Annotated in this window: 13 protein-coding genes; 4 read left to right on the forward strand and 9 right to left on the reverse strand. The window is 71.9% G+C overall.

Going from position 1 to position 18394, the window contains the following annotated elements; genetic code table 11:
- Positions 1 to 18: 18 nt before the first annotated feature.
- The 3 genes from ACZ55A_RS02290 (at position 19) to ACZ55A_RS02300 (ending at position 4379) form a co-directional block, all read left to right on the forward strand.
- The gene (locus tag ACZ55A_RS02290; protein WP_468831869.1) at positions 19 to 696 is read left to right on the forward strand and encodes a hypothetical protein; all 678 of its coding nucleotides are present in this window, start codon (positions 19 to 21) and stop codon (positions 694 to 696) included.
- A gap of 94 nt (positions 697 to 790) precedes the next feature.
- Entirely contained in the window at positions 791 to 2449 is a 1659-nt protein-coding gene (locus ACZ55A_RS02295; protein WP_468831872.1) for a multicopper oxidase family protein, read from the forward strand.
- Positions 2450 to 2624: 175 nt separating this feature from the next.
- Positions 2625 to 4379, forward strand: coding sequence for an NAD+ synthase (locus tag ACZ55A_RS02300; RefSeq protein ID WP_468831875.1), 1755 nt, complete (start codon positions 2625 to 2627; stop codon positions 4377 to 4379).
- A gap of 31 nt (positions 4380 to 4410) precedes the next feature.
- On the opposite strand, the gene ACZ55A_RS02305 is transcribed toward ACZ55A_RS02300, so the two are convergent.
- From ACZ55A_RS02305 to ACZ55A_RS02320, 4 genes are all read right to left on the reverse strand, one after another.
- Entirely contained in the window at positions 4411 to 5628 is a 1218-nt protein-coding gene (locus ACZ55A_RS02305; protein ID WP_468831878.1) for an MFS transporter, read from the reverse strand.
- 145 nt (positions 5629 to 5773) lie between these two features.
- Positions 5774 to 6778: an endonuclease/exonuclease/phosphatase family protein gene (locus ACZ55A_RS02310; RefSeq protein ID WP_468834553.1), complete on the reverse strand. Its 1005-nt coding sequence runs from the start codon at positions 6776 to 6778 to the stop codon at positions 5774 to 5776.
- 266 nt (positions 6779 to 7044) lie between these two features.
- The gene (locus ACZ55A_RS02315; protein ID WP_468831880.1) at positions 7045 to 7704 is read right to left on the reverse strand and encodes a TetR/AcrR family transcriptional regulator; all 660 of its coding nucleotides are present in this window, start codon (positions 7702 to 7704) and stop codon (positions 7045 to 7047) included.
- The gene (locus ACZ55A_RS02320; RefSeq protein ID WP_468831882.1) at positions 7701 to 9326 is read right to left on the reverse strand and encodes an MFS transporter; all 1626 of its coding nucleotides are present in this window, start codon (positions 9324 to 9326) and stop codon (positions 7701 to 7703) included. Before ACZ55A_RS02320 ends, ACZ55A_RS02315 begins: the two co-directional genes overlap by 4 nt.
- 243 nt (positions 9327 to 9569) lie before the next feature.
- On the opposite strand from ACZ55A_RS02320, the gene panB reads away from it, so the two are divergent.
- Positions 9570 to 10430 (forward strand): 3-methyl-2-oxobutanoate hydroxymethyltransferase, encoded by an 861-nt coding sequence (panB, locus tag ACZ55A_RS02325; protein WP_468831884.1) that lies wholly within the window; start codon positions 9570 to 9572, stop codon positions 10428 to 10430.
- Between the two features lie 61 nt (positions 10431 to 10491).
- Here the strand turns inward: panB and ACZ55A_RS02330 are convergent, their stop codons facing one another.
- From ACZ55A_RS02330 to ACZ55A_RS02350, 5 genes are read right to left on the reverse strand one after another with little or no spacing between them, the layout of a single operon-like run.
- On the reverse strand, positions 10492 to 11547 hold the full coding sequence (locus ACZ55A_RS02330; protein WP_468831886.1) for a class I SAM-dependent methyltransferase: 1056 nt from the start codon (positions 11545 to 11547) through the stop codon (positions 10492 to 10494).
- Complete coding sequence (locus tag ACZ55A_RS02335; RefSeq protein ID WP_468831888.1) at positions 11544 to 12731, reverse strand: glycosyltransferase; 1188 nt, start codon at positions 12729 to 12731, stop codon at positions 11544 to 11546. Before ACZ55A_RS02335 ends, ACZ55A_RS02330 begins: the two co-directional genes overlap by 4 nt.
- A complete protein-coding gene (locus ACZ55A_RS02340) occupies positions 12728 to 13537 on the reverse strand; it encodes an alpha/beta fold hydrolase (protein ID WP_468831890.1) in 810 nt (269 codons plus the stop codon). The genes ACZ55A_RS02335 and ACZ55A_RS02340 overlap by 4 nt, the downstream gene beginning before the upstream one ends.
- Before the next feature lie 9 nt (positions 13538 to 13546).
- Complete coding sequence (locus tag ACZ55A_RS02345; protein ID WP_468831892.1) at positions 13547 to 13870, reverse strand: acyl carrier protein; 324 nt, start codon at positions 13868 to 13870, stop codon at positions 13547 to 13549.
- On the reverse strand, positions 13867 to 18393 hold the full coding sequence (locus ACZ55A_RS02350) for a beta-ketoacyl synthase N-terminal-like domain-containing protein (RefSeq protein WP_468831894.1): 4527 nt from the start codon (positions 18391 to 18393) through the stop codon (positions 13867 to 13869). The genes ACZ55A_RS02345 and ACZ55A_RS02350 overlap by 4 nt, the downstream gene beginning before the upstream one ends.
- Position 18394: the final 1 nt, after the last annotated feature.

The raw sequence follows: 18394 nt of genomic DNA on the forward strand, positions 1-18394 counted from the left end.
GGGGGTAGGGTGCCCAGGGTGCCGGGATGGCGCCAGGGTCTCGTACCGGTTGGCTCTGGTGTCCGCGGTGTCTGCGGTGTCTTCGGTGTCTTCGGTGTCTTCGGTGTCACCGTCGGCCCGGTCGTCCCGCCGGTTCGTCGTCCCGTCGAGAGGTCCGCGATGCGTGAACAGGGCAGGTCCGCCGCGTGGTGCGGCCGGCTGCTGCTGTTCGTGGCGCTGATCGCGGGCATCGTCACCATGCATACGTTCGGGCACCCGATGCCCGGAGAGGACGGACACCAGGCCCGCACGGCGGCTCCCGCGCCGGCGCACCCGCACGGGGACGCGCCGCGGCCGGGGTCCATGGCGGCGCCGCCGGGGTCCGGCCCGTCCGGCACCGCGCACGCCGGGACCGCACACGCCGGCACCGCGCAGGCAGCCACCGCGCAGGCAGCCGGCGTACCTGCGGCCGCCCCCCTCGTCTCGCCCCATGTGACCTCCCCCCACGGGGCCATGGACCCCGGCACCGTCTGCCGTGCCGTGCTGTCCGTATGGGCGCTGGCGCTGCTGGTCCTCCTCGGGGCGGGCACACTGACCGGGCGTCAGGAGTCCGGTCTGCTCGCGGCCCTGCGCGCCCGGCTGCTGCGCGGTCTGTGGCCGATACCTCCGCCGCCGCGTCCCAAACTCCTCGCCCGACTGTCGGTGCTGCGCGTGTAGGAGCGCGCCCCGCCGCCGACGCCCCTCGGAGTCCGCGGCAGCGCCCCTTATCCGATCGCACACCACACCGACACCGTCACGAGGTGCTTCTCCTATGCGTACGCACTCCCGGCGCGCCCTGCTCGGCGCGGGTATCGCCGCCGCCGGCAGCGGACTGCTGGCCGCCTGTTCCACCGGGGACTCCGGTTCGTCCGCCGGCCCGGACGGCAAGAACGGCCGGCACCACTCCCACGGCTCCGACGGTGACACCCCGTCGGGCTATGTCCGCCCCGACGGCCCCGAGGTCGCCGAGGCCGAGCGCAAGCGGGGCTCGGGCCCCGTACGCCGCTTCTCGCTGACCGCCGGCGAGGCCGAGATCGACCTGGGCGGCCGTACCGTCAAGACCTGGGCATACGACGGCGAACTACCCGGCAAGGAGATCCGGCTCACCGCGGGCGAGCGCATCGCGCTGACCCTCAACAACCGCCTCCCGCAGTCCACCACGGTGCACTGGCACGGGATCCCGGTACGCAACGACATGGACGGCGTCCCCGACCTGACCCAGCGGGCCGTCAAGCCCGGCGCCTCCTTCGACTACAGCTTCGCGGTCACCGACCCCGGCACGCACTGGATCCATCCGCACGTCGGCGTACAGCTGGACCGCGCGCTGTACGCCCCGCTGATCATCGAAGACCCCAAGGAGCCGCTCGGGTACGACAAGGAGTGGGTGGTCCTGCTCGACGACTGGCTCGACGGGGTGGACGGCAGCGACCCGGATGCGGTGCTCGCCGAACTGCGCAAGGGCATGCACCACGGCGGCGGCATGGGCCATGGCGGTATGGACATGGGCGGCATGGACATGGGCGAGGGCGGCGGGAAGGGCCATGGGCACGGGGCGCACGGCGCCCGGTCCTCGGCCGCCGATCCGCACGGCCCGTCACGGATGCTGATGGGCGCCAGGAGCCGGCTGCTCGGCGGTGACGCGGGCGATGTGGACCACCCGTTCCACCTGGTCAACGGTCGGCTGGCGCAGAACCCGCAGACCTTCCGTGCCAAGCCCGGGGACCGCATCCGGATCCGGATCATCAACGCCGGCAGCGACACCGCCTACCGCGTCGCGCTCGGCAGCCACCCGATGACCGTGACCCACACCGACGGCTACCCCGTACAGCACGCCACGACCGATGCGCTGCTGATCGGCATGGGCGAGCGCTATGACGTCCTGGTCACCGCCAAGGACGGGGTCTTCCCGCTCACCGCGCTCGCCGAGGGCAAGGGCTCCCGGCGCTCCGCCCTGGCCGTACTGCGGACCGGGAGCGGCGAGGCGCCCGACGCGTCCGTCCGCCCCGACGAGCTGCGCGGCAAGCTGCTGACGGCGGACCGCTTCAAGGCCGCCGCGTCGGTACGGGCCGCGCGGCGCCGCCCCGACCGCACCATCGAGATGACCCTCACCGGCTCCATGGCCAGGTACGACTGGGCCATCAACAGGAAGCCGTACACGGCGTCGCAGCGGTACCCGGTCCGGCAGGGCGAGCGGGTGCGGATCGTCTTCCGCAACCACTCCGAGATGTGGCACCCGGTGCATCTGCACGGGCACACCTTCGCGCTGCCGGACGGCGGCGCCCGCAAGGACACCGTGCTGCTGCTGCCCGGCGGCTCGGTCCCGGTCGACTTCGAGGCCGACAACCCCGGGCTGTGGATGGTGCACTGCCACAACGTCTACCACTCGGAGTCGGGGATGATGACGGTCCTGGGCTACCGGTCGTCGAAGTAGGGCGGCCGAGGACAGGGCGGCGGAGGACGTACGGCGGCTGAGCAATGTCTGGACGGGCGGCCCGCGAGCGGGGCGGGCCGCCCGGGCCGGTGACGCGCCGGCCCGTCACACCCACGAAGCGTCGCCGATACGTCTCCGCCCCCCATTGCGTCAGTAAGACGATTAGACTGGCGGGGTGCCTCAACTTCGTCTCGCTCTCAATCAGATCGATTCCTGCGTCGGCGATCTCTCCCAGAACGCCGAGACGATCGTGCACTGGACCCGGCACGCCGCCGGCCAGGGCGCACACCTCGTCGCGTTCCCCGAGATGGCGCTGACCGGCTACCCCGTCGAGGACCTGGCGCTGCGTCCGTCGTTCGTCGAGGCGAGCCGGGTCGCGCTGCGGGAGCTGGCCGGGCGGCTGGACGCCGAGGGGCTGGGCGACCTGCCCGTGATCGTCGGCTACCTCGACCGCGGTGAGCAGGCCGGACCGCGCTACGGGCGTCCGGCCGGTGCGCCGCAGAACGCCGCCGCCGTCCTGTACCGCGGCGATATCGCGCTGTCCTTCGCCAAGCACCACCTTCCCAACTACGGCGTCTTCGACGAGTTCCGCTACTTCGTGCCCGGCGACACGCTCCCCGTCGTACGGGTGCACGGCGTCGATGTGGCGCTGGCGATCTGCGAGGACCTGTGGCAGGACGGCGGCCGGGTCCCCGCCACGCGGACGGCCGGGGCCGGGCTGCTGGTGTCCATCAACGCCTCGCCGTACGAGCGGGACAAGGACGACACCCGGCTGGAGCTGGTCCGCAAGCGGGCCCAGGAGGCCGGCTGCACCACGGCCTACCTCGCGATGATCGGCGGGCAGGACGAGCTGGTCTTCGACGGCGACTCGATCGTCGTCGACAAGGACGGCGGGGTGATCGCACGGGCCCCGCAGTTCGCGGAGGGCTGTGTCCTGGTCGATCTCGACCTGCCCGCCGCCGCGGCCGAGCCGCCGGCCGGTGTCCTGGACGACGGTCTGCGCGTCGACCATGTCACCCTCTCCGCCGAGCCGTTGCCGCCGTACACCCCCGAAACCGTCGGTGGCCAGGCCGAACGCCTCGGCGATCTGGAGGAGATCTACACCGCGCTGGTGGTCGGGCTGCGCGCCTACGTCGCCAAGAACGGCTTCCGCAGTGTGGTGCTGGGTCTCTCCGGCGGGATCGACTCGGCGCTGGTCGCCGCCCTCGCCTGCGACGCACTGGGCGCGGCGCATGTCCACGCCGTGGCGATGCCCTCGCGCTACTCCTCCGAGCACTCCCTCACGGACGCCGCCGAACTCGCCCGCCGTACGGGCCTGTCCTTCCGTACGGTCCCGATCGGGCCGATGTTCGACGCGTACATGGGGTCCCTCGCGCTGACCGGCCTCGCCGAGGAGAACCTTCAGTCGCGGCTGCGCGGTACGACCCTGATGGCCATCTCCAACCAGGAGGGCCACCTGGTCCTCGCCCCGGGCAACAAGTCCGAGCTGGCCTGCGGCTATTCGACGCTCTACGGCGATTCGGTGGGCGGCTACGGCCCCATCAAGGACGTCTACAAGTCGGTGGTCTTCCAGCTCGCCCGCTGGCGCAACGAGGCCGCGGCCGACCGCGGCCAGACCCCGCCGATCCCGGAGAACACCCTCACCAAGCCCCCGAGCGCGGAACTCCGCCCGGGCCAGGTCGACACCGACTCGCTGCCCGACTACGCCATCCTCGACCGCATCCTGGCCCTCTACGTCGACCATGACCGCGGCCGCGAGGACATCATCGCCCAGGGCTTCGACGCGCCCCTGGTCACCCGCGTCCTGCAACTGGTCGACCGCGCCGAGTACAAGCGCCGCCAGTACCCGCCGGGCCCCAAGATCTCCGCCAAGGGCTTCGGCAAGGACCGCCGCCTGCCGATCACCAACCACTGGCGGGAGGGCGACTGACGCCCGGGGTGTCTGTCCGGCGGGCGCCGGGTCAGCCGGCGGGTTCCTCCACGGCCGTGGGGACAGGCGTTTCCGTACTGCGGGCGATGACGCGGGAGGTGTCGTGCGTCCCCCGGTCCAGCAGTCCGGCCACCACGGCGACGGCCAGGCCGAGGGCCGCCAGGACCGCGCCGACCAGGGTCGGGGAGGTCCAGCCCCAGCCGGCCGCCAGCGCGGCGCCGCCGGCCCAGGCACCGCCGGCGTTGGCCAGGTTGAAGGCGGACTGGTTGGAGGCGGCGGCCAGGGTGGGGGCCTGCTGGGCCTTGTTCATAACCAGCATCTGCAGGGGCGTGGTGGTCAGGAAGCCGACCGCGCCGATGAGGACGACGGTGACCAGGGCGGCCGCCTTCACCTCGGCGGTGAAGTGGAAGGCCGTGAGGAGGAGGGCGAGCGCGCCCAGGGAGCCGTAGAGGGTGGGGCGCAGGGCGCGGTCGGTGAGCGGGCCCGCGGCCAGCGCGCCGAGGGTCATGCCGATGCCGAAGAGGGCGAGGACCAGCGGGACCGAGCCCTCGGCGAAGCCGGTGACCTCGGTCATCATCGAGGCGAGGTAGCTGTAGACGGCGAAGATGCCGGCGAAGCCGAAGACGGTGGTCAGCAGCCCGAGGAGTACCTGACGGCCGGCCAGGGCGCGCAGTTCGTGGGCGAGACCGGTGCGCTCCTCGGCCGGCAGCGGCGGGATCAGCCGGGCCAGGGAGGCCATTGCGGCCAGGCCGATGGCGGCCACGACGAGGAAGGTGGCGCGCCAGCCGAGCTGCTGGCCCAGCAGGGTCGCGGCGGGGACACCGACGATGTTGGCGATGGTCAGGCCGAGGAACATGGTGGCGACCGCGCGGGCCTGCCGGCCTTCGCGTACCAGCCGGGCGGCGACCACCGCACCGACGCCGAAGAACGCGCCGTGCGGGAGGCCGGCCAGCAGCCGGCCGGCGATCAGCAGACCGAAGGTGGGCGCCAGTGCGGAGGCGAGGTTGCCGGCCGTGAAGAGCGCCATGAGCAGGACGAGCATGCGCCTGCGGGGGATGCGGGATCCCAGGGCGGTCAGGAGCGGGGCGCCGATGACGACGCCGAGGGCGTAGGCGGAGACGAGGTAGCCGGCGGTGGGCACGGAGGTGCCGAGATCATCCGCGACATTGGGCAGCAGCCCCATCATCACGAATTCCGTGGTGCCGATACCGAAGGCCGAGATCGCGAGCGCGAGCAGAGCCAAGGGCATGAAGATCTGGACCTTTCAGAGGGTTCCGTACGAGGACTCAATATGTTCTTCTACGGAACAAAGTCTCTCAGGCCCAGTATTCCGGCGGGGGAACGGGGCGTTACAAGCCCGCGTACGTTCCCCCGCCGGCTTCGTCGAACGACGGTCAGATCTTGACCGAGGCCGCGACCGGCAGATGGTCACTGCCGGTCGCCGGCAGCACCCAGGCCTTGACCGGGTCCATCCCCTTCATCATGATCTGGTCGATCCGGGCCATCGGGAACCCGGCCGGCCAGCTGAAGCCGAAGCCGTCACCGGCCGCGCCCTGGGCGGAGCGCATCTGCGAGGTGACGGGGGCCAGCGAGCGGTCGTTCATGGTGCCGTTGAGGTCGCCGAGCAGCACGGCCTTCTTGACCGGATCGGCGGCGATCGCCTCGCCCAGCGCCTTGGCACTGCCGTCGCGCTGATTGGCGGTGAAGCCCGCCTCGACCTTGACCCGTACCGACGGCAGATGGGCGACATAGAAGGCGACCTGCTGTCCGTCGGCGGCGGTGACGGTGGCGCGCAGTGCGCGGGTCCAGCCCATCTTGATGTCCACCGGCCGGGCGTCGGACAGCGGGCGCTTGCTCCACAGGCCGACCGTGCCCTGGATCGTGTGGTACGGGTACGTCTTCGCCAGGCCCTGGCGGTAGGTGTTCATCGCGTCGCCGGACAGCTCCTCCAGGGCGACCACATCGGCGCCGGAGGCCACGAGGTCGCGGGCGGTGGCCGCCGGGTCGGGGTTGTCGGCGTTGACGTTGTGGGTCAGGACGGTGAGGTTGCCGCCGGTTCCGGCCTTGTCGGTGATCTGGCCGCCGAAGAGGTTGAACCAGGCGAAGACCGGCAGGACGAGGGCGACGAGCGCGGTGGTCGAACGACGCAGTATCGCGGCGGCGAGCAGCAGCGGGATGCCCAGCCCGAACCACGGCAGGAAGGTCTCCAGCAGACTGCCCAGGTTTCCCAGGTCGTTGGGGATCTGGCGGTGCAGAAGCATCAGCAGGCCCAGCACCACGGCGAGCACCGCGAGCACGATGCCGCGCCGCCACATGCCGTCCGGGCGCCACCAGTTCCGCAGGCGTTCGGCCCGGGAACCGGCCCGCTCGGACCCCTGTCCCTGTCCCGGATCCGTCATGTATGCCTGCGCCATGTAGCTGTCCTCACTGCCTTGCTCCGTGCGCCTCGCCTGTGATCCACGACCCTAGGCGATGGCCCTGATGGGCTTTCTTAGATTCGTGGTGCGCCTTCTTGGGAGTGAGGACGGCGCGGTGACGGGTCGGGGTTCCGGGCCTGGCGTTCGTGACAGCCGCTGTGACAGAACGGGCATGATCCGGTCATACGGTCCGCGGTGAGGTGCGCGGTCAACCGGCCGCGGCGGCCGCCGGATCCGGCTCGCGGCGGTCAGCCCGCCGCGGCCTGCGGCCTGGGCCGTACGCCCTCCAGGACCATGTCGACGATGTCCTCCGCCAGCCCCTCGGGGAGCTCCTTCCACTCGTGGAGGACGGCGCGGGCCAGCATCGGGCCGACGAAGAGGTCGGCGATGGTCTCCAGGTCGTGGTCGGTGCGGATCTCGCCGTTGGCCACGCCGCGCCGCAGCACGCCGAGCAGCGCCTCGTGGCGGGCCCGTACGACCGTGTCGTGGTACTCGGCCCACAGCTCGGGCTGGGCCTGGACGTGGCTGACGACCGTACGGAGCAGCGCGGAGCTGCGCTTGGCCAGTCCCCGGCGGCGCAGGAACTCCAGCAGCGAGATCAGGTCGTCGCGTACCGAGGCGCCGTCCAGGTGCGGGCTCTGGGCGTCCAGCGACCGCATGACGTCGAGCATCAGGGCGCTCTTGCCGGGCCAGCGGCGGTAGACCGTGGCCTTGCCGACGCCGGCCTCGCGGGCGATCCGCTCCATGGACAGCTCGCCTATGGAGACCCCGTCCTCGATCAGGCGCAGTACGGCCTCGATGATGGCGGAGTCGGCCGCGGCGCTGCGCGGCCGGCCACGGCGCCCGGGGCCCACCGGACCGGGCCGCGCTCCGGCCGCCGCGCTGGAGTCCTCCGCCGCCCGGCTCATCGCGCTGCGTCCGCCTTCCGCTCGTCGTGCGGCTCCGCCGACTGCGGCGCCGGTCCCATTTTGCCCGGCAGGAAGGCCAGCACCACCACGGCACCGATCAGCGAGACCGCGGCCGAGCCGAGGGCGGTGACGTGTATGGCGTGGATGAAGGCGGCGTTGGCGGAGTCGACCAGCGACCGGCCGGCCGGGCCCATCCGTTCGGCGAGGCCGAGGGTGGCCTCGATGGACTCGCCGGCGGCGTGCTTGGCCGCGGCCGGTACGCCGGGCAGCGCATCGAGCTTGCCCTGGATGCCGTCGCGGTAGGACGTGGACAGCAGCGAGCCGAGGACCGCGACGCCGAGGGTGCCGCCGACCTGCCGGAAGACGTTGTTGAGCGCCGAGCCGGAGCCGGCCTTCTCCCGGGGCAGCGACTGCATGATCGTGACCGTGACCGGCGGCATGATGTGCGCCATGCCGGCGCCCTGGAGGAAGAACAGCGCCTCCATGATCCAGATCGGGGTGTCGGTGTCCAGCAGCAGCAGGCCCACCATGGTGTCGGCCACCACGAACATGCTGAAGGTGCACACCGCGCGGGCGCCGTAGCGGTCCACGGCCAGCCGGGCCCGCGGCGCGAAGATCATCTGCGCCGCGGCCAGCGGAAGGATCAGCAGACCGGCCTGAAGCGGGGTGTAGCCGCGCACGCTCTGGACGTAGAAGACGATGAAGAACGTGACGCCCATCAGCGCGAAGAAGACCAGGGCGACCGCCGCGATCGCGGCGGAGAACGCGGGGTTGCGGAAGTAGCCGATGTCGATCGACGGGTGGTCGCTGCGCTTCTGGTGCACCACGAAGCCGGCGAGCACCGCCAGACCGCCGGCGATCGTGCCGACCACCTGCGGGTCGGTGAAGTCGGCGAGCTGGCCGCCCTTGATGATCCCGTAGACCAGCAGCAGCAGGCCGACGACGGACAGCAGCACTCCGGCCGGATCCAGCCGGCCGGGGCTGGGGTCCTTGGAGTCCGGCACCAGGATCAGCATCGCGGCCAGCGCGATCAGCACGATGGGGACGTTGACCAGGAAGACCGAACCCCACCAGAAGCGGTCCAGCAGCAGACCGCCGGCGATCGGGCCGATCGCGATGGCCAGGCCCACCCCGCCCGCCCAGATGCCGATCGCCTTGGGCTGCTCCTCGCGCTCGAAGACGTTCATCAGGATGGCGAGGGTGGCCGGCATGACGAAGGCGCCGCCCAGGCCCATCACGGCGCGGAAGGTGATCAGCTGGGTGGGCGAACCGGCGAACGCGGCGAGCACCGAGCCGGCGCCGAAGACCGCCAGGCCGAAGAGCAGCATCTTCTTGCGGCCGAGGCGGTCGCCGAGCAGACCCGAGGTGAACAGCAGCCCGGCGAAGACCAGCGTGTAGGAGTTGATCGCCCACTCCAGCTCGCTCTGGGTGGCGCCCAGGCCCGTGGGGGCCGGCGTGGCGATCGTCTTCATCGCCACGTTGAGGATGGAGTTGTCCAGCACCACGATCAGCAGGCTGAGCATCAGCGTGTTCAGGATCGCCCAGCGGCGGCGGTGGATGCGGTCGGGGACCTGCCGGGCGGGCGGTGCGCCCGGTGCGGGTGGCGTTGCGGAGGAGGCCATGGCGACACCCTACGCTTTTTCGATACGGATCCGTTCCGTATTGGAAAGATTCGGTGGCCGGAACGGAACTCTTCGGTGGCTGGAACGGAACCTTTCGCTACCGGGCGCGGCGTAAACCGGGACGGGCGTCACAGCCGCCCGCACGGGGCTCCCCTTTTCCTCCGAGCGCGGACCGTGCCAGCATGGTGGGGAGTCCGGGGACACCGTCAGGGTGCCTCGAGATGACGAACAGGAGCCGTCACCATGACGCAGTCTTCGCCTGCCCGGAAGCCGGTCCCCACGTCGCTGTACGGGGGCACCGGCTCGCGCCGCATCACCGTCCGCGACATCGCCTCCGCCAAGGAGCGCGGCGAGAAGTGGCCGATGCTCACCGCGTACGACGCGATGACCGCCTCCGTCTTCGACGAGGCCGGTATCCCCGTCCTGCTCGTCGGCGACTCGATGGGCAACTGCCACCTCGGCTACGAATCCACCGTTCCGGTCACCCTGGACGAGATCACGATCCTGTCCGCTGCGGTCGTCCGGGGCACCAAGCGCGCACTCGTCGTCGGCGACCTGCCGTTCGGCTCGTACCAGGAAGGGCCGGTGCAGGCGCTGCGCAACGCCACCCGGCTGGTGAAGGAGGCCGGGGTCGGGGCCGTCAAGCTGGAGGGCGGTGAGCGCTCCGCCGACCAGGTGGAGCTGCTGGTCTCGTCCGGCATTCCGGTGATGGCGCATGTCGGGCTCACCCCGCAGTCGGTCAACGCCTACGGCGGCTACCCCGTACAGGGCCGCGGCGAGGAGGCCGCCCAGCAGCTGCTGCGGGACGCCAAGGCGGTGCAGGACGCCGGCGCGTTCGCCGTCGTCCTGGAGGCCGTACCGGCCGAGCTGGCCGCCGAGGTCACCCGTTCGCTGTACATCCCGACCGTCGGCATCGGCGCGGGCCTGGACTGCGACGCCCAGGTGCTGGTGTGGACGGACATGGCCGGGATGACGGCCGGCCGGGTGCCGAAGTTCGTCAAGAAGTACCTGGAGATGCGGGAGCTGCTGGGCGGCGCGGCCAAGGCGTTCGCCGAGGACGTCGTCGGCGGCGGCTTCCCGGGCGAGGAGCACACCTTCCACTAGGGCGTATGCGACTGATCAGGTCCGACAGGCGGCACCGGATGCGGTGCCGCCTGTCGGCGTCCTACTGGTCGTCGCGGCGGACCAGCAGGCGGTAGGCGTTGGAGAGACCGGCTCGGTGGGCGACGGGTTTGACGATCCGGTCGAGCAGCCAGCCGGCCGTGGTGAGCGGGATGCCTGCGGCGAGCACGGTGCCGCGCAGCACACGGCGGACCCTGCCGGGCGCCTCGGGGAGCCACGGTTCGTCCCGCCGGGGGGCCAGGCTGTTCACGGCGAGCCATGCGGCGACGACCAGATCCACGGGGTCGTGCGGCTCGGCGTGCTCCTGGGCGACCACCGTGAACCCGAGGTCGGTCAGCCTCTTGCTCAGGTTCCCCGCCGGGATGAAATGCAGATGCTGCGGCTGGAGCCAGGGCAGCCACCAGCGGCCGAGGAGCCGGCCGAAGCGGCACTGCGGGTCCGGTACCTCGATCAGCAGGTGCCCGCCGGGGCGGAGGGCCTGGTACGCCGCTGCCAGCTCACGCTCGGGATCCGCACTGTGCTCCAGGTAGTGGAACATGCTGACCACGTCGTAGTTCCCGGCCAGTTCCCCGGCCCGCTCGACGAAGTTGCCCCGGTAGCCGCGCCGTACCCAGCCCCGCTGCTGGGCCGATGTGACGCCCGCGCCGATGTCCAGCCCGTCGAAGACGGTATGGGGCAGTACGGCGCGCGCCGCGTCGCAGAAGTGCCCGTGCCCGGTGCCCACATCGAGCCAGGTCTCCGGTTCGGCGAAGGGCAGCACGGCCTCCGCCCTGAGCCGGTAGGCCTTGTCGTGACCCCGGAACAGCGTCGCGAGGTTCTCCTCGCCCAGGCCGTCGTAGAAGTCGCGGTAGTAGAACTCCAGCCCTTCGTCGTTGAGTTGCGGGTTCTGGAACGTGTGGCGGCAGTCCCGGCACTGCTCCAGGACGAACCGGCCGGGTTTGTGCTGCAACAGATCAGGGGTCCGTACCCGGACCTTCAGCCGCCCCGACCCGCACCAGGGGCAGTCGGTGCGCCGCGGCCGGAAGAACCGCGCCACCCCCTGTGCGAGGTCGTCCTGGTAGCGGGGGCGGAGCGCGGCGACCTGATCGGCCCTGTTCATGGTCGAAGCCTCTCTGCGGCGGCGTGGGCGACGAGGTGTTCGAGGTGGGCCGCCGCGGCGTCCGCGCCTCCGGCGGCGCGGAAGGATCCGCGCACCCGCTCGGCGGCGGCCCGGTAGCCCGGCTCGTGGAGAACGGCGTCGAGCGCCGTGCCGAGTTGGCCGGCGGTCGCCCGGTTGAACCGGACCCGCAGCCCCGCACCGGCGTCGGCCACCTGGGCGGCGATGGTGGGCTGATCGTCCCTGATCGGTGCGACGACGAGCGGCAGACCGTGCCACAGCGCCTCGCAGACGGTGTTGTGCCCGCCGTGGCAGACCACGGCGTCGCACCGTTCCAGGAGCGCCAGTTGGGGCACGTTCGGGCGGACGAGTATCTGGTCATGCGTCTCGCGCAGCGTGCCCGACGGGTCGACGACCACTGCTTGCAGCCGGTCCGACCGCGCCCGCACCGCCTCGGCGCACTCGGTGAGGAACCGCGCCCCGGCCTCGCTGTTGGCCGTGCCGAGGGTGATCAGTACGGTGGCGCGCCCGGAGTCCAGCCACTCCCAGGGAAAGTCGCCCGGCGACGGGCGGGGAGCGAGCGACGGACCGACGAACCGCACCTGCTCACCGAAGGACTCCGCGGGCCCCACCAGTGCCTCGGTGCTGAACGTCAGCACGAGGCGGTCGGACATCCGCGGATCCACGTCACTGCCCGGATCGCCGATCCGCTGCCGCAGGTCATGGATCAGCCCGGCAACCCACGACTCCACCTTCGGAATGCCCGCGAACGCGGTGAACCCGGCCGAGGTGGTCGCGGAGGTGGCCCAGCGCACACCGAGCCGCTCGGCCACCAGCCCGCCGGCGACCGCCTGCTGATCGGCGACCAGGACGTCCGGACGGAACTCCCCGACCGCGGCGCGGACACCGGGTGCCATGGCCTCCGCCAGCGGCACGAGGAACTTCTCCCAGAGGAATTTCAGCGCCGCCGGGCCCCGGAGTGAGGGCGGCCGGAGCAAGGCAGGGTCGTCGAGCGGCGGCGCGGCGCAGGGGAACACCGCGGCCCGCTCGCCCACGAGCGGTCCCACGACGGCCGGCAGTCCCGCCCAGGCCACCTGATGACCGCGCTGGACCAGCCGCGCCGCGACCCCGAGGGTGGGGTTGATGTGGCCGACCAGGGGCGGCACCACGAAGAGGAACCTGCTCACGGGCTGCTGACCTCTTCCCTCCGGTCGTTCTCGCGGACCCACTCCGAGATCAGGTCGCTCACCCGCTGGGTGGCACCCATCAGGACCCAGTGCTCCTGGTCCGGCACCACGTCGGTCCGGCAGTCGGGGAGCAGCGACTTCAACCACGGTTCCTGAGCCGCGAGTTCCGACTCGCTGCCGTAGATGGCCAGGACCGGACAGCGCAACGAGCTGATCTGGTCCTCGTCCATCACCTGGCTGGCAGGGACGTCCCGGGCCATGGTGCTGGAGTGCAGCAGCCGCGACGCCGACTTCACCCGTCGGGTGACGTGCGGCCCGTGTTCCTCCGCCAACTGCTCATGGAGGTCCACCCTGGCGAACTCCGTCGCCGCGCGCTCAAGGTTGGCGGCCATCTTGCGGGACCAGGCGTCGGTCGCCGGCTCCGATTCGATCATCGAGATGCTGGCCACCCGGTCCGGCCGGCGTGCCGCGTAGCTGAACGCGATGGTGCCGCCGTAGGAGTTGCCGACCAGGTGGACCGGCCCCGTCACGTCCAGCTGGTCGAGCAGACCGTCGAGGTCGCCGACGAAATCCTCCAGCAGATATCCGTTCGCCCGCCGCTCGCTGCGCCCGTGGCCGCGCAGGTCGTACATGATCACGTCCATCCCCGCGGCGGCGAACACCGGGGCCAGGGTGAAGTAGTAGCTCACGAGGCTGTCCACGAGCATTCCGTGGACGAACACCACGGTGGGCGGTGGCGCGGTGCCGGTGGTGTTCCGGGCGGGCATGCGCTCCACATGCAGTGCGACGCCATTGGCGTTGATCATGGCCACGGGTCAGCGCCCCCCGGTTTCCCGCAGGCATCCCACCACGTACGTGACGAGCTGACCGATCGTGAGGTAGATGATCTCTTCGAGTTCGAGGCCGGCCAGGAACTCGGCGAAGTTCACCCGCTCGCCGTACCGCGCCGCCAACTGGCCGCCGAGAGTGACCAGATCGATGCTCTCCAGATCCAGGTCGTCATGGAACTTGGTGTCCATGGTGATCTCGATCTCCTGCTCTCCGTACTCCTCGAGCACGGAGTGGAGTATCCCGACGATCTCGCCGAACACCACGGTCTCGTCGGCAACGAGCGGTGCCTGCGCCTGACTGCTGTTCAAAGCTTCCTCTTCCGTTCGTCGGCCGGTTCCGTCGTCCAGGCGACGACGTAGTCCCTGTCCGGCAGGTCGGCCATGTTGCTGATCCGGCGGCAGTGCACCCGGTGCACACGGCTCCCGGAATCCACCACCAATGCGTCCGGCCGCGCGGTGACCACCGTGAAATCCCTCGGCCGCCCCCGCAGGCCGGTGCCCTCCGCCTTTGACGCGGCCTCCTTCGCCGCCCAGAACCGGGTGAACCACACGGCTTCCGGCTCCTGTGTCTCGGCGCACTTCGCGAGCAGGAGCTCGCGCTCGGCCTGGCCGAGGGCCACCCTCTGGGTCTCCACGGGCCGGTCGGTGATCTCCTCGATGTCGATGCCGACCCCGCCGTCCCCGTGCGCGGTGCGGGGCCGTACGAGGGCCACGCCGGTCTCCGCGCAGTGCGCGAGCGTGACGTCCAGCTCGGGAAGGACCCGGCCGTGCAGTCCGGCGACCCGCGGCCGTCCGTTGTCGTCGTTGCTGACGCGGATCTCGGCGGGGAAGACCGGGCCCTCTCCGTTCTCCCACAGCCACTGGCGGACCGCGTCCTTGACCGCGATACGGCCCAGCAGCCACTGGCGGCGGCCTCGTGGCGGACAGCGCTCGTAGTCGGCGCGTTCGGCGCCGCTCAGATGGTTCCGCATGACGAGGTCGCGCGAGGCGAGGTCCGGCCACCGGTCGTGGACGAGGCACCAGCCGCCCTGCTGTGCGACGGAGAGCGTGTGCCGCTCGGGGAACCGTTCCTGAACCCTGGTCTCCAGGCGGTTGTCGAAGCGGCGGTCCTGCCAGCCGTTGATCTGCGCCCACACCCGGCCTTCGGCGACCAGCTGCATATCGGCCTCCACCGCGGAGTCGGCGACCGATGTGATCTTGATGAGGCACTCCAGCCTGGTGCCGGGCGCGGGGTGCGGGCCGAAGAAGCGCATCCGCTTCATCCGCACCGGGAACACCACGGTCCGCTCGGTCAGGGTGGTGATGATCCAGTAGCCGAGGAGCTGGCCCACGTTGTCCAGCAGGGCGCCGGGGGCGGGCGGTGTGGTGAGCACTCCGCGCACATGCGCGTCACCGATCGCGGTGAGTTCGGTGATGCCCTGGAACCGGGGGCCGTGGAACATCCAGCGCTCGGCGTACAGTTCCTCGGCCGTGAGGTCCGGACGCCGCTCGTCCTCGGGGTCCCACACCCACGGGCGGGGTGGGTCATCGGGATGGCGCGCCGCCAGTTCGACCTCGGCCCGGGCGAACTGGCCGAAGTCCACACTGACCCGCTCGGGCCCCTGCGGTGCCACCGCGACGGGCACGTCCATGGCTGGGCTGGCCGTGACCCACCGCTTCAGATGCACCCCGTGCAGCGCGACGGCCTTGGTGCCGGGCGCCGCCTGCTCGGCGAACTCCGCCATGTGCTGGATCACCGTGGTGCCCGGGACCACCGGCCAGCGGTCCTCCTCGTCGGGCCAGTCGGGGCGCTGTGCGAAGAGGCAGTGGTCCAGCAGGTACGGCATGGTGGCCGTGGACACCCGCAGCACGGTGTCGAGTTGGCGTCCGGACGACGCCGGCGAGCTGTCCGGCGCCGAGGGGGGCGGTGCCGGGAGCGCCGGTGCCGCCGGGGAGTGCGGGCGGGCCTGCTGCGCCGTTTCGATCACCGTCGTGACGGTGTCCGCGGTGTCCTTGAGCAGCGCGCCCAGTTCGCCCGCCAGGGGGAAGCGGCCGGCCAGGTGCGTGAGGCGGGACAGGTCCCCGTCGGCGGCGGTGTGCCCGCCGGCGAGCACCGGGCGGAGGGTGCGCAACGTCGTGTCGTCGAGGGATATCAGCGGCCCGCCGAGGTCCAGCCGGACCGCCGGGCGCCGCGCTGGTGCGCCGCGGCCGGCTCCCAGCGGCCCGAGATCCGGTTCCCCGCCGTCCACCCACAGGGCCGTGGCGACATGGTGAAGCTGTGCCAGTCCGCCGCGGTGCGGGGAGCTGGCGGCCACCGCGAGGTGCGGCCGGCCGTGCAGCGTGTTGCCGATCAGTGCGCCGACCTGGCCCGGTCCCGCCTGTACGAACACCCGGAAGCCGGCCGCGTACATCGCCTCGACCAGCGGACGGAAGCGTACGGGCTCCAGCAGATGACGGATGAACAGCTCGCGTACCTCCGCCTCGGTGCGGGGATAGACCGCCGCGGTGGTCGCCGACCACACGGGGACGGTGGGCGGATACAGCGCGAACCGGCCGGTGGCCTGGCGAATCGGTTCGAGGTAGGGGGCGAGCATGGGGGTGTGGAAGCCGGACCGGAACGGCAGGACCTGGCCGAGGACGTTCCGCGCGCGGAACCAGCGCACCAGTGCGTCCACCGGGCCGGGCGGACCGCACACGATGGCCTGGTCCGGCGCGTTGTCGTGGGACAGCACGATCTCGGGGTGGTGCTCAAGGGCGGCCGTGACCCGGTCGGCCGGAGCGCCCAGGACCGCGAAGGCCAGGGCAGGCACCCGGACGTCGTCCGGGTCGAAGGACGCCACGAACTCGTCCACCTCGGGGCCGGCGAACAGCCCCCCGGCGATCATCGCGGTCCACTCGCCCACGCTGTGGCCCGCGACGGCGTCCGGCACGACCCCGATACGGCGCAGGGCGGCGTCCAGCACCCGTCCCACGCCCACCACCTCGGCACCGTGCCGGCCGACGTCCGCCACCTGCGTCGGCTGCTCGGTGCGGCTCCCGGGGAGCAGGGCGGACAGCCCGAAGCGCTCGGCGACATCGGAGACATGGGGCTGGAACTCGGCTTCGAGACCCGGGAAGACGAAGGCCACCCGGCCGCCGCCGTCCGGGCCGAGCAGCGGCTCGGGGGTGAACCACACATCGCCGCGGCCCCGCCAGGCGCGGCCCTTGGCGACGGCCCTCCTGGCCAGCGCGAGGCGTTTACCGGTCGGGTCGACGATGCCGAGCCGGCTGCGTCCGTGGCCGGCGGCCCGGTCGTCGAGGCCTGCCGCGAGCACGTCCGAGTCATCGGCGTCCAACAGCGCGGCCAGCTGCTCCGGGCTGTCGGCGACGAGCCGCAGCACCCGTTCCTTCTCCCGCACCACGGCCGCGGACCGGTTCCGCCTGCCGACCGCGGCGTCGGGCGCCGCTTCGAGCACCACATGTGCGTTGATCCCGCCGAAGCCGAAGGCGTTCACACCGGCCCGCCGGATTTTCTGTCCCGCACCGGGCTCCCATCCCTCCGCCGAGGCGATCGGGCGGAACCGGGTGGGTGCCAGGGCGGGGTGCGGGTCCTGGCAGTGCAACGTCGGCGGCAGCACGGCGTGGTGCACCGCGAGCGCTGCCTTGACGAGGCTGGCCACGCCCGCGGCCGGCATGGTGTGGCCGATCATCGACTTCACCGACCCGATCACCGCCCGGTCATCGCCGCGTACCGGACCGAACACCTCGGCGAGGGTCGCCAGCTCGGCGGCGTCGCCCGAAGGCGTGGCGGTCCCGTGCGCCTCCAGCAGCCCGACCGACCCCGGCTCGGCGGGGTCGAGACCGGCCATCCGCCATGCCTGCCGCACCGCCCTCACCTGGCCCGCGGGGTCCGGGTTGACGAGGCTGCCGCTGCGGCCGTCGCTCGCCACCCCGGCGCCCCGTATGACGGCGTAGATCCGGTCTCCGTCGCGTTGTGCGTCGGCGAGCCGCTTGAGCACCACGACGCCGGTGCCCTCACCGATCAGCAGGCCGTCCGCGGCCCGGTCGAAGGGGCGGATCCGCTGGCTCGGGGACAGCGCGCGGAGCTGGGCGAACACGCTCCACAGCGTGATGTCGTGGCAGTGGTGCACACCGCCCGCGAGCACCACGTCGCAGCGCCCGCTCGCCAGTTCACCCACGGCCTGGTCGACCGCGACCAGTGAGGACGCGCAGGCAGCGTCGACCGTGTACGCGGGACCGCGCAGGTCGAGCCGGTTGGCCACCCGCGAGGCGGTGAGGTTGGGCACCAGGCCGATCGCCTGCTCGGGTTCGTCAGGACCGAGCTGCCGGGTGAACGCCTGCCGCACCTGCTCCAGTTGGCCGGCGCCGAGGGCGGGCAGCAGCTCGCCGAGCGTGTGGACGAGCTGGTTGGCGGTCCGTACCCGCTGGGATCCGCGGGAAAGGCCGGGCGTCAGATACCCACCGCGACCGAGGATCACGCCGACCCGCTCGCGGGTGGGCAGCCGGTCCTCGCCGCCGGCGTCCGCGATCGCGTCCGCGGCGACCTTCAGCGCGAGGAGCTGGTCCGGCTCGGTGCCCGCCACCGAGTTGGGCATGATGCCGAACCGTGTCACCTCGACCTGGGCGAGGTCGTCGACGAACCCGCCCCGGCGGCAGTAGACCCGGTCCGAGCGGCCAACCGCCTGCGGGTCGTAGAAGCTGGCGTCCCACCGTCCGGCGGGCACGTCGCTGATCGCGTCCACCCCGGCGGCCAGGTTCCGCCAGTACGACTGGAGGTCTGCCGCCCCTGGCAGCAGGACCGCCATGCCGACGATGGCGACCGGGGGGTACGAGCCGTGTCCGTTGGCAGCCATC

This window comes from Streptomyces sp. NPDC034111, from assembly GCF_055575375.1.

Excerpts from the sequence above, each read along its gene's own strand:
- ACZ55A_RS02340 (WP_468831890.1), bottom strand. The coding sequence starts at position 13,537 with ATGATCAACGCCAATGGCGTCGCACTGCATGTGGAGCGCATGCCCGCC.
- ACZ55A_RS02330 (WP_468831886.1), bottom strand. The coding sequence starts at position 11,547 with ATGAACAGGGCCGATCAGGTCGCCGCGCTCCGCCCCCGCTACCAGGAC.
- ACZ55A_RS02320 (WP_468831882.1), bottom strand. The coding sequence starts at position 9,326 with ATGGCCTCCTCCGCAACGCCACCCGCACCGGGCGCACCGCCCGCCCGG.
- ACZ55A_RS02350 (WP_468831894.1), bottom strand. The coding sequence starts at position 18,393 with ATGGCTGCCAACGGACACGGCTCGTACCCCCCGGTCGCCATCGTCGGC.
- ACZ55A_RS02295 (WP_468831872.1), top strand. The coding sequence starts at position 791 with ATGCGTACGCACTCCCGGCGCGCCCTGCTCGGCGCGGGTATCGCCGCC.
- ACZ55A_RS02315 (WP_468831880.1), bottom strand. The coding sequence starts at position 7,704 with ATGAGCCGGGCGGCGGAGGACTCCAGCGCGGCGGCCGGAGCGCGGCCC.
- ACZ55A_RS02305 (WP_468831878.1), bottom strand. The coding sequence starts at position 5,628 with ATGCCCTTGGCTCTGCTCGCGCTCGCGATCTCGGCCTTCGGTATCGGC.
- ACZ55A_RS02310 (WP_468834553.1), bottom strand. The coding sequence starts at position 6,778 with ATGACGGATCCGGGACAGGGACAGGGGTCCGAGCGGGCCGGTTCCCGG.
- panB (WP_468831884.1), top strand. The coding sequence starts at position 9,570 with ATGACGCAGTCTTCGCCTGCCCGGAAGCCGGTCCCCACGTCGCTGTAC.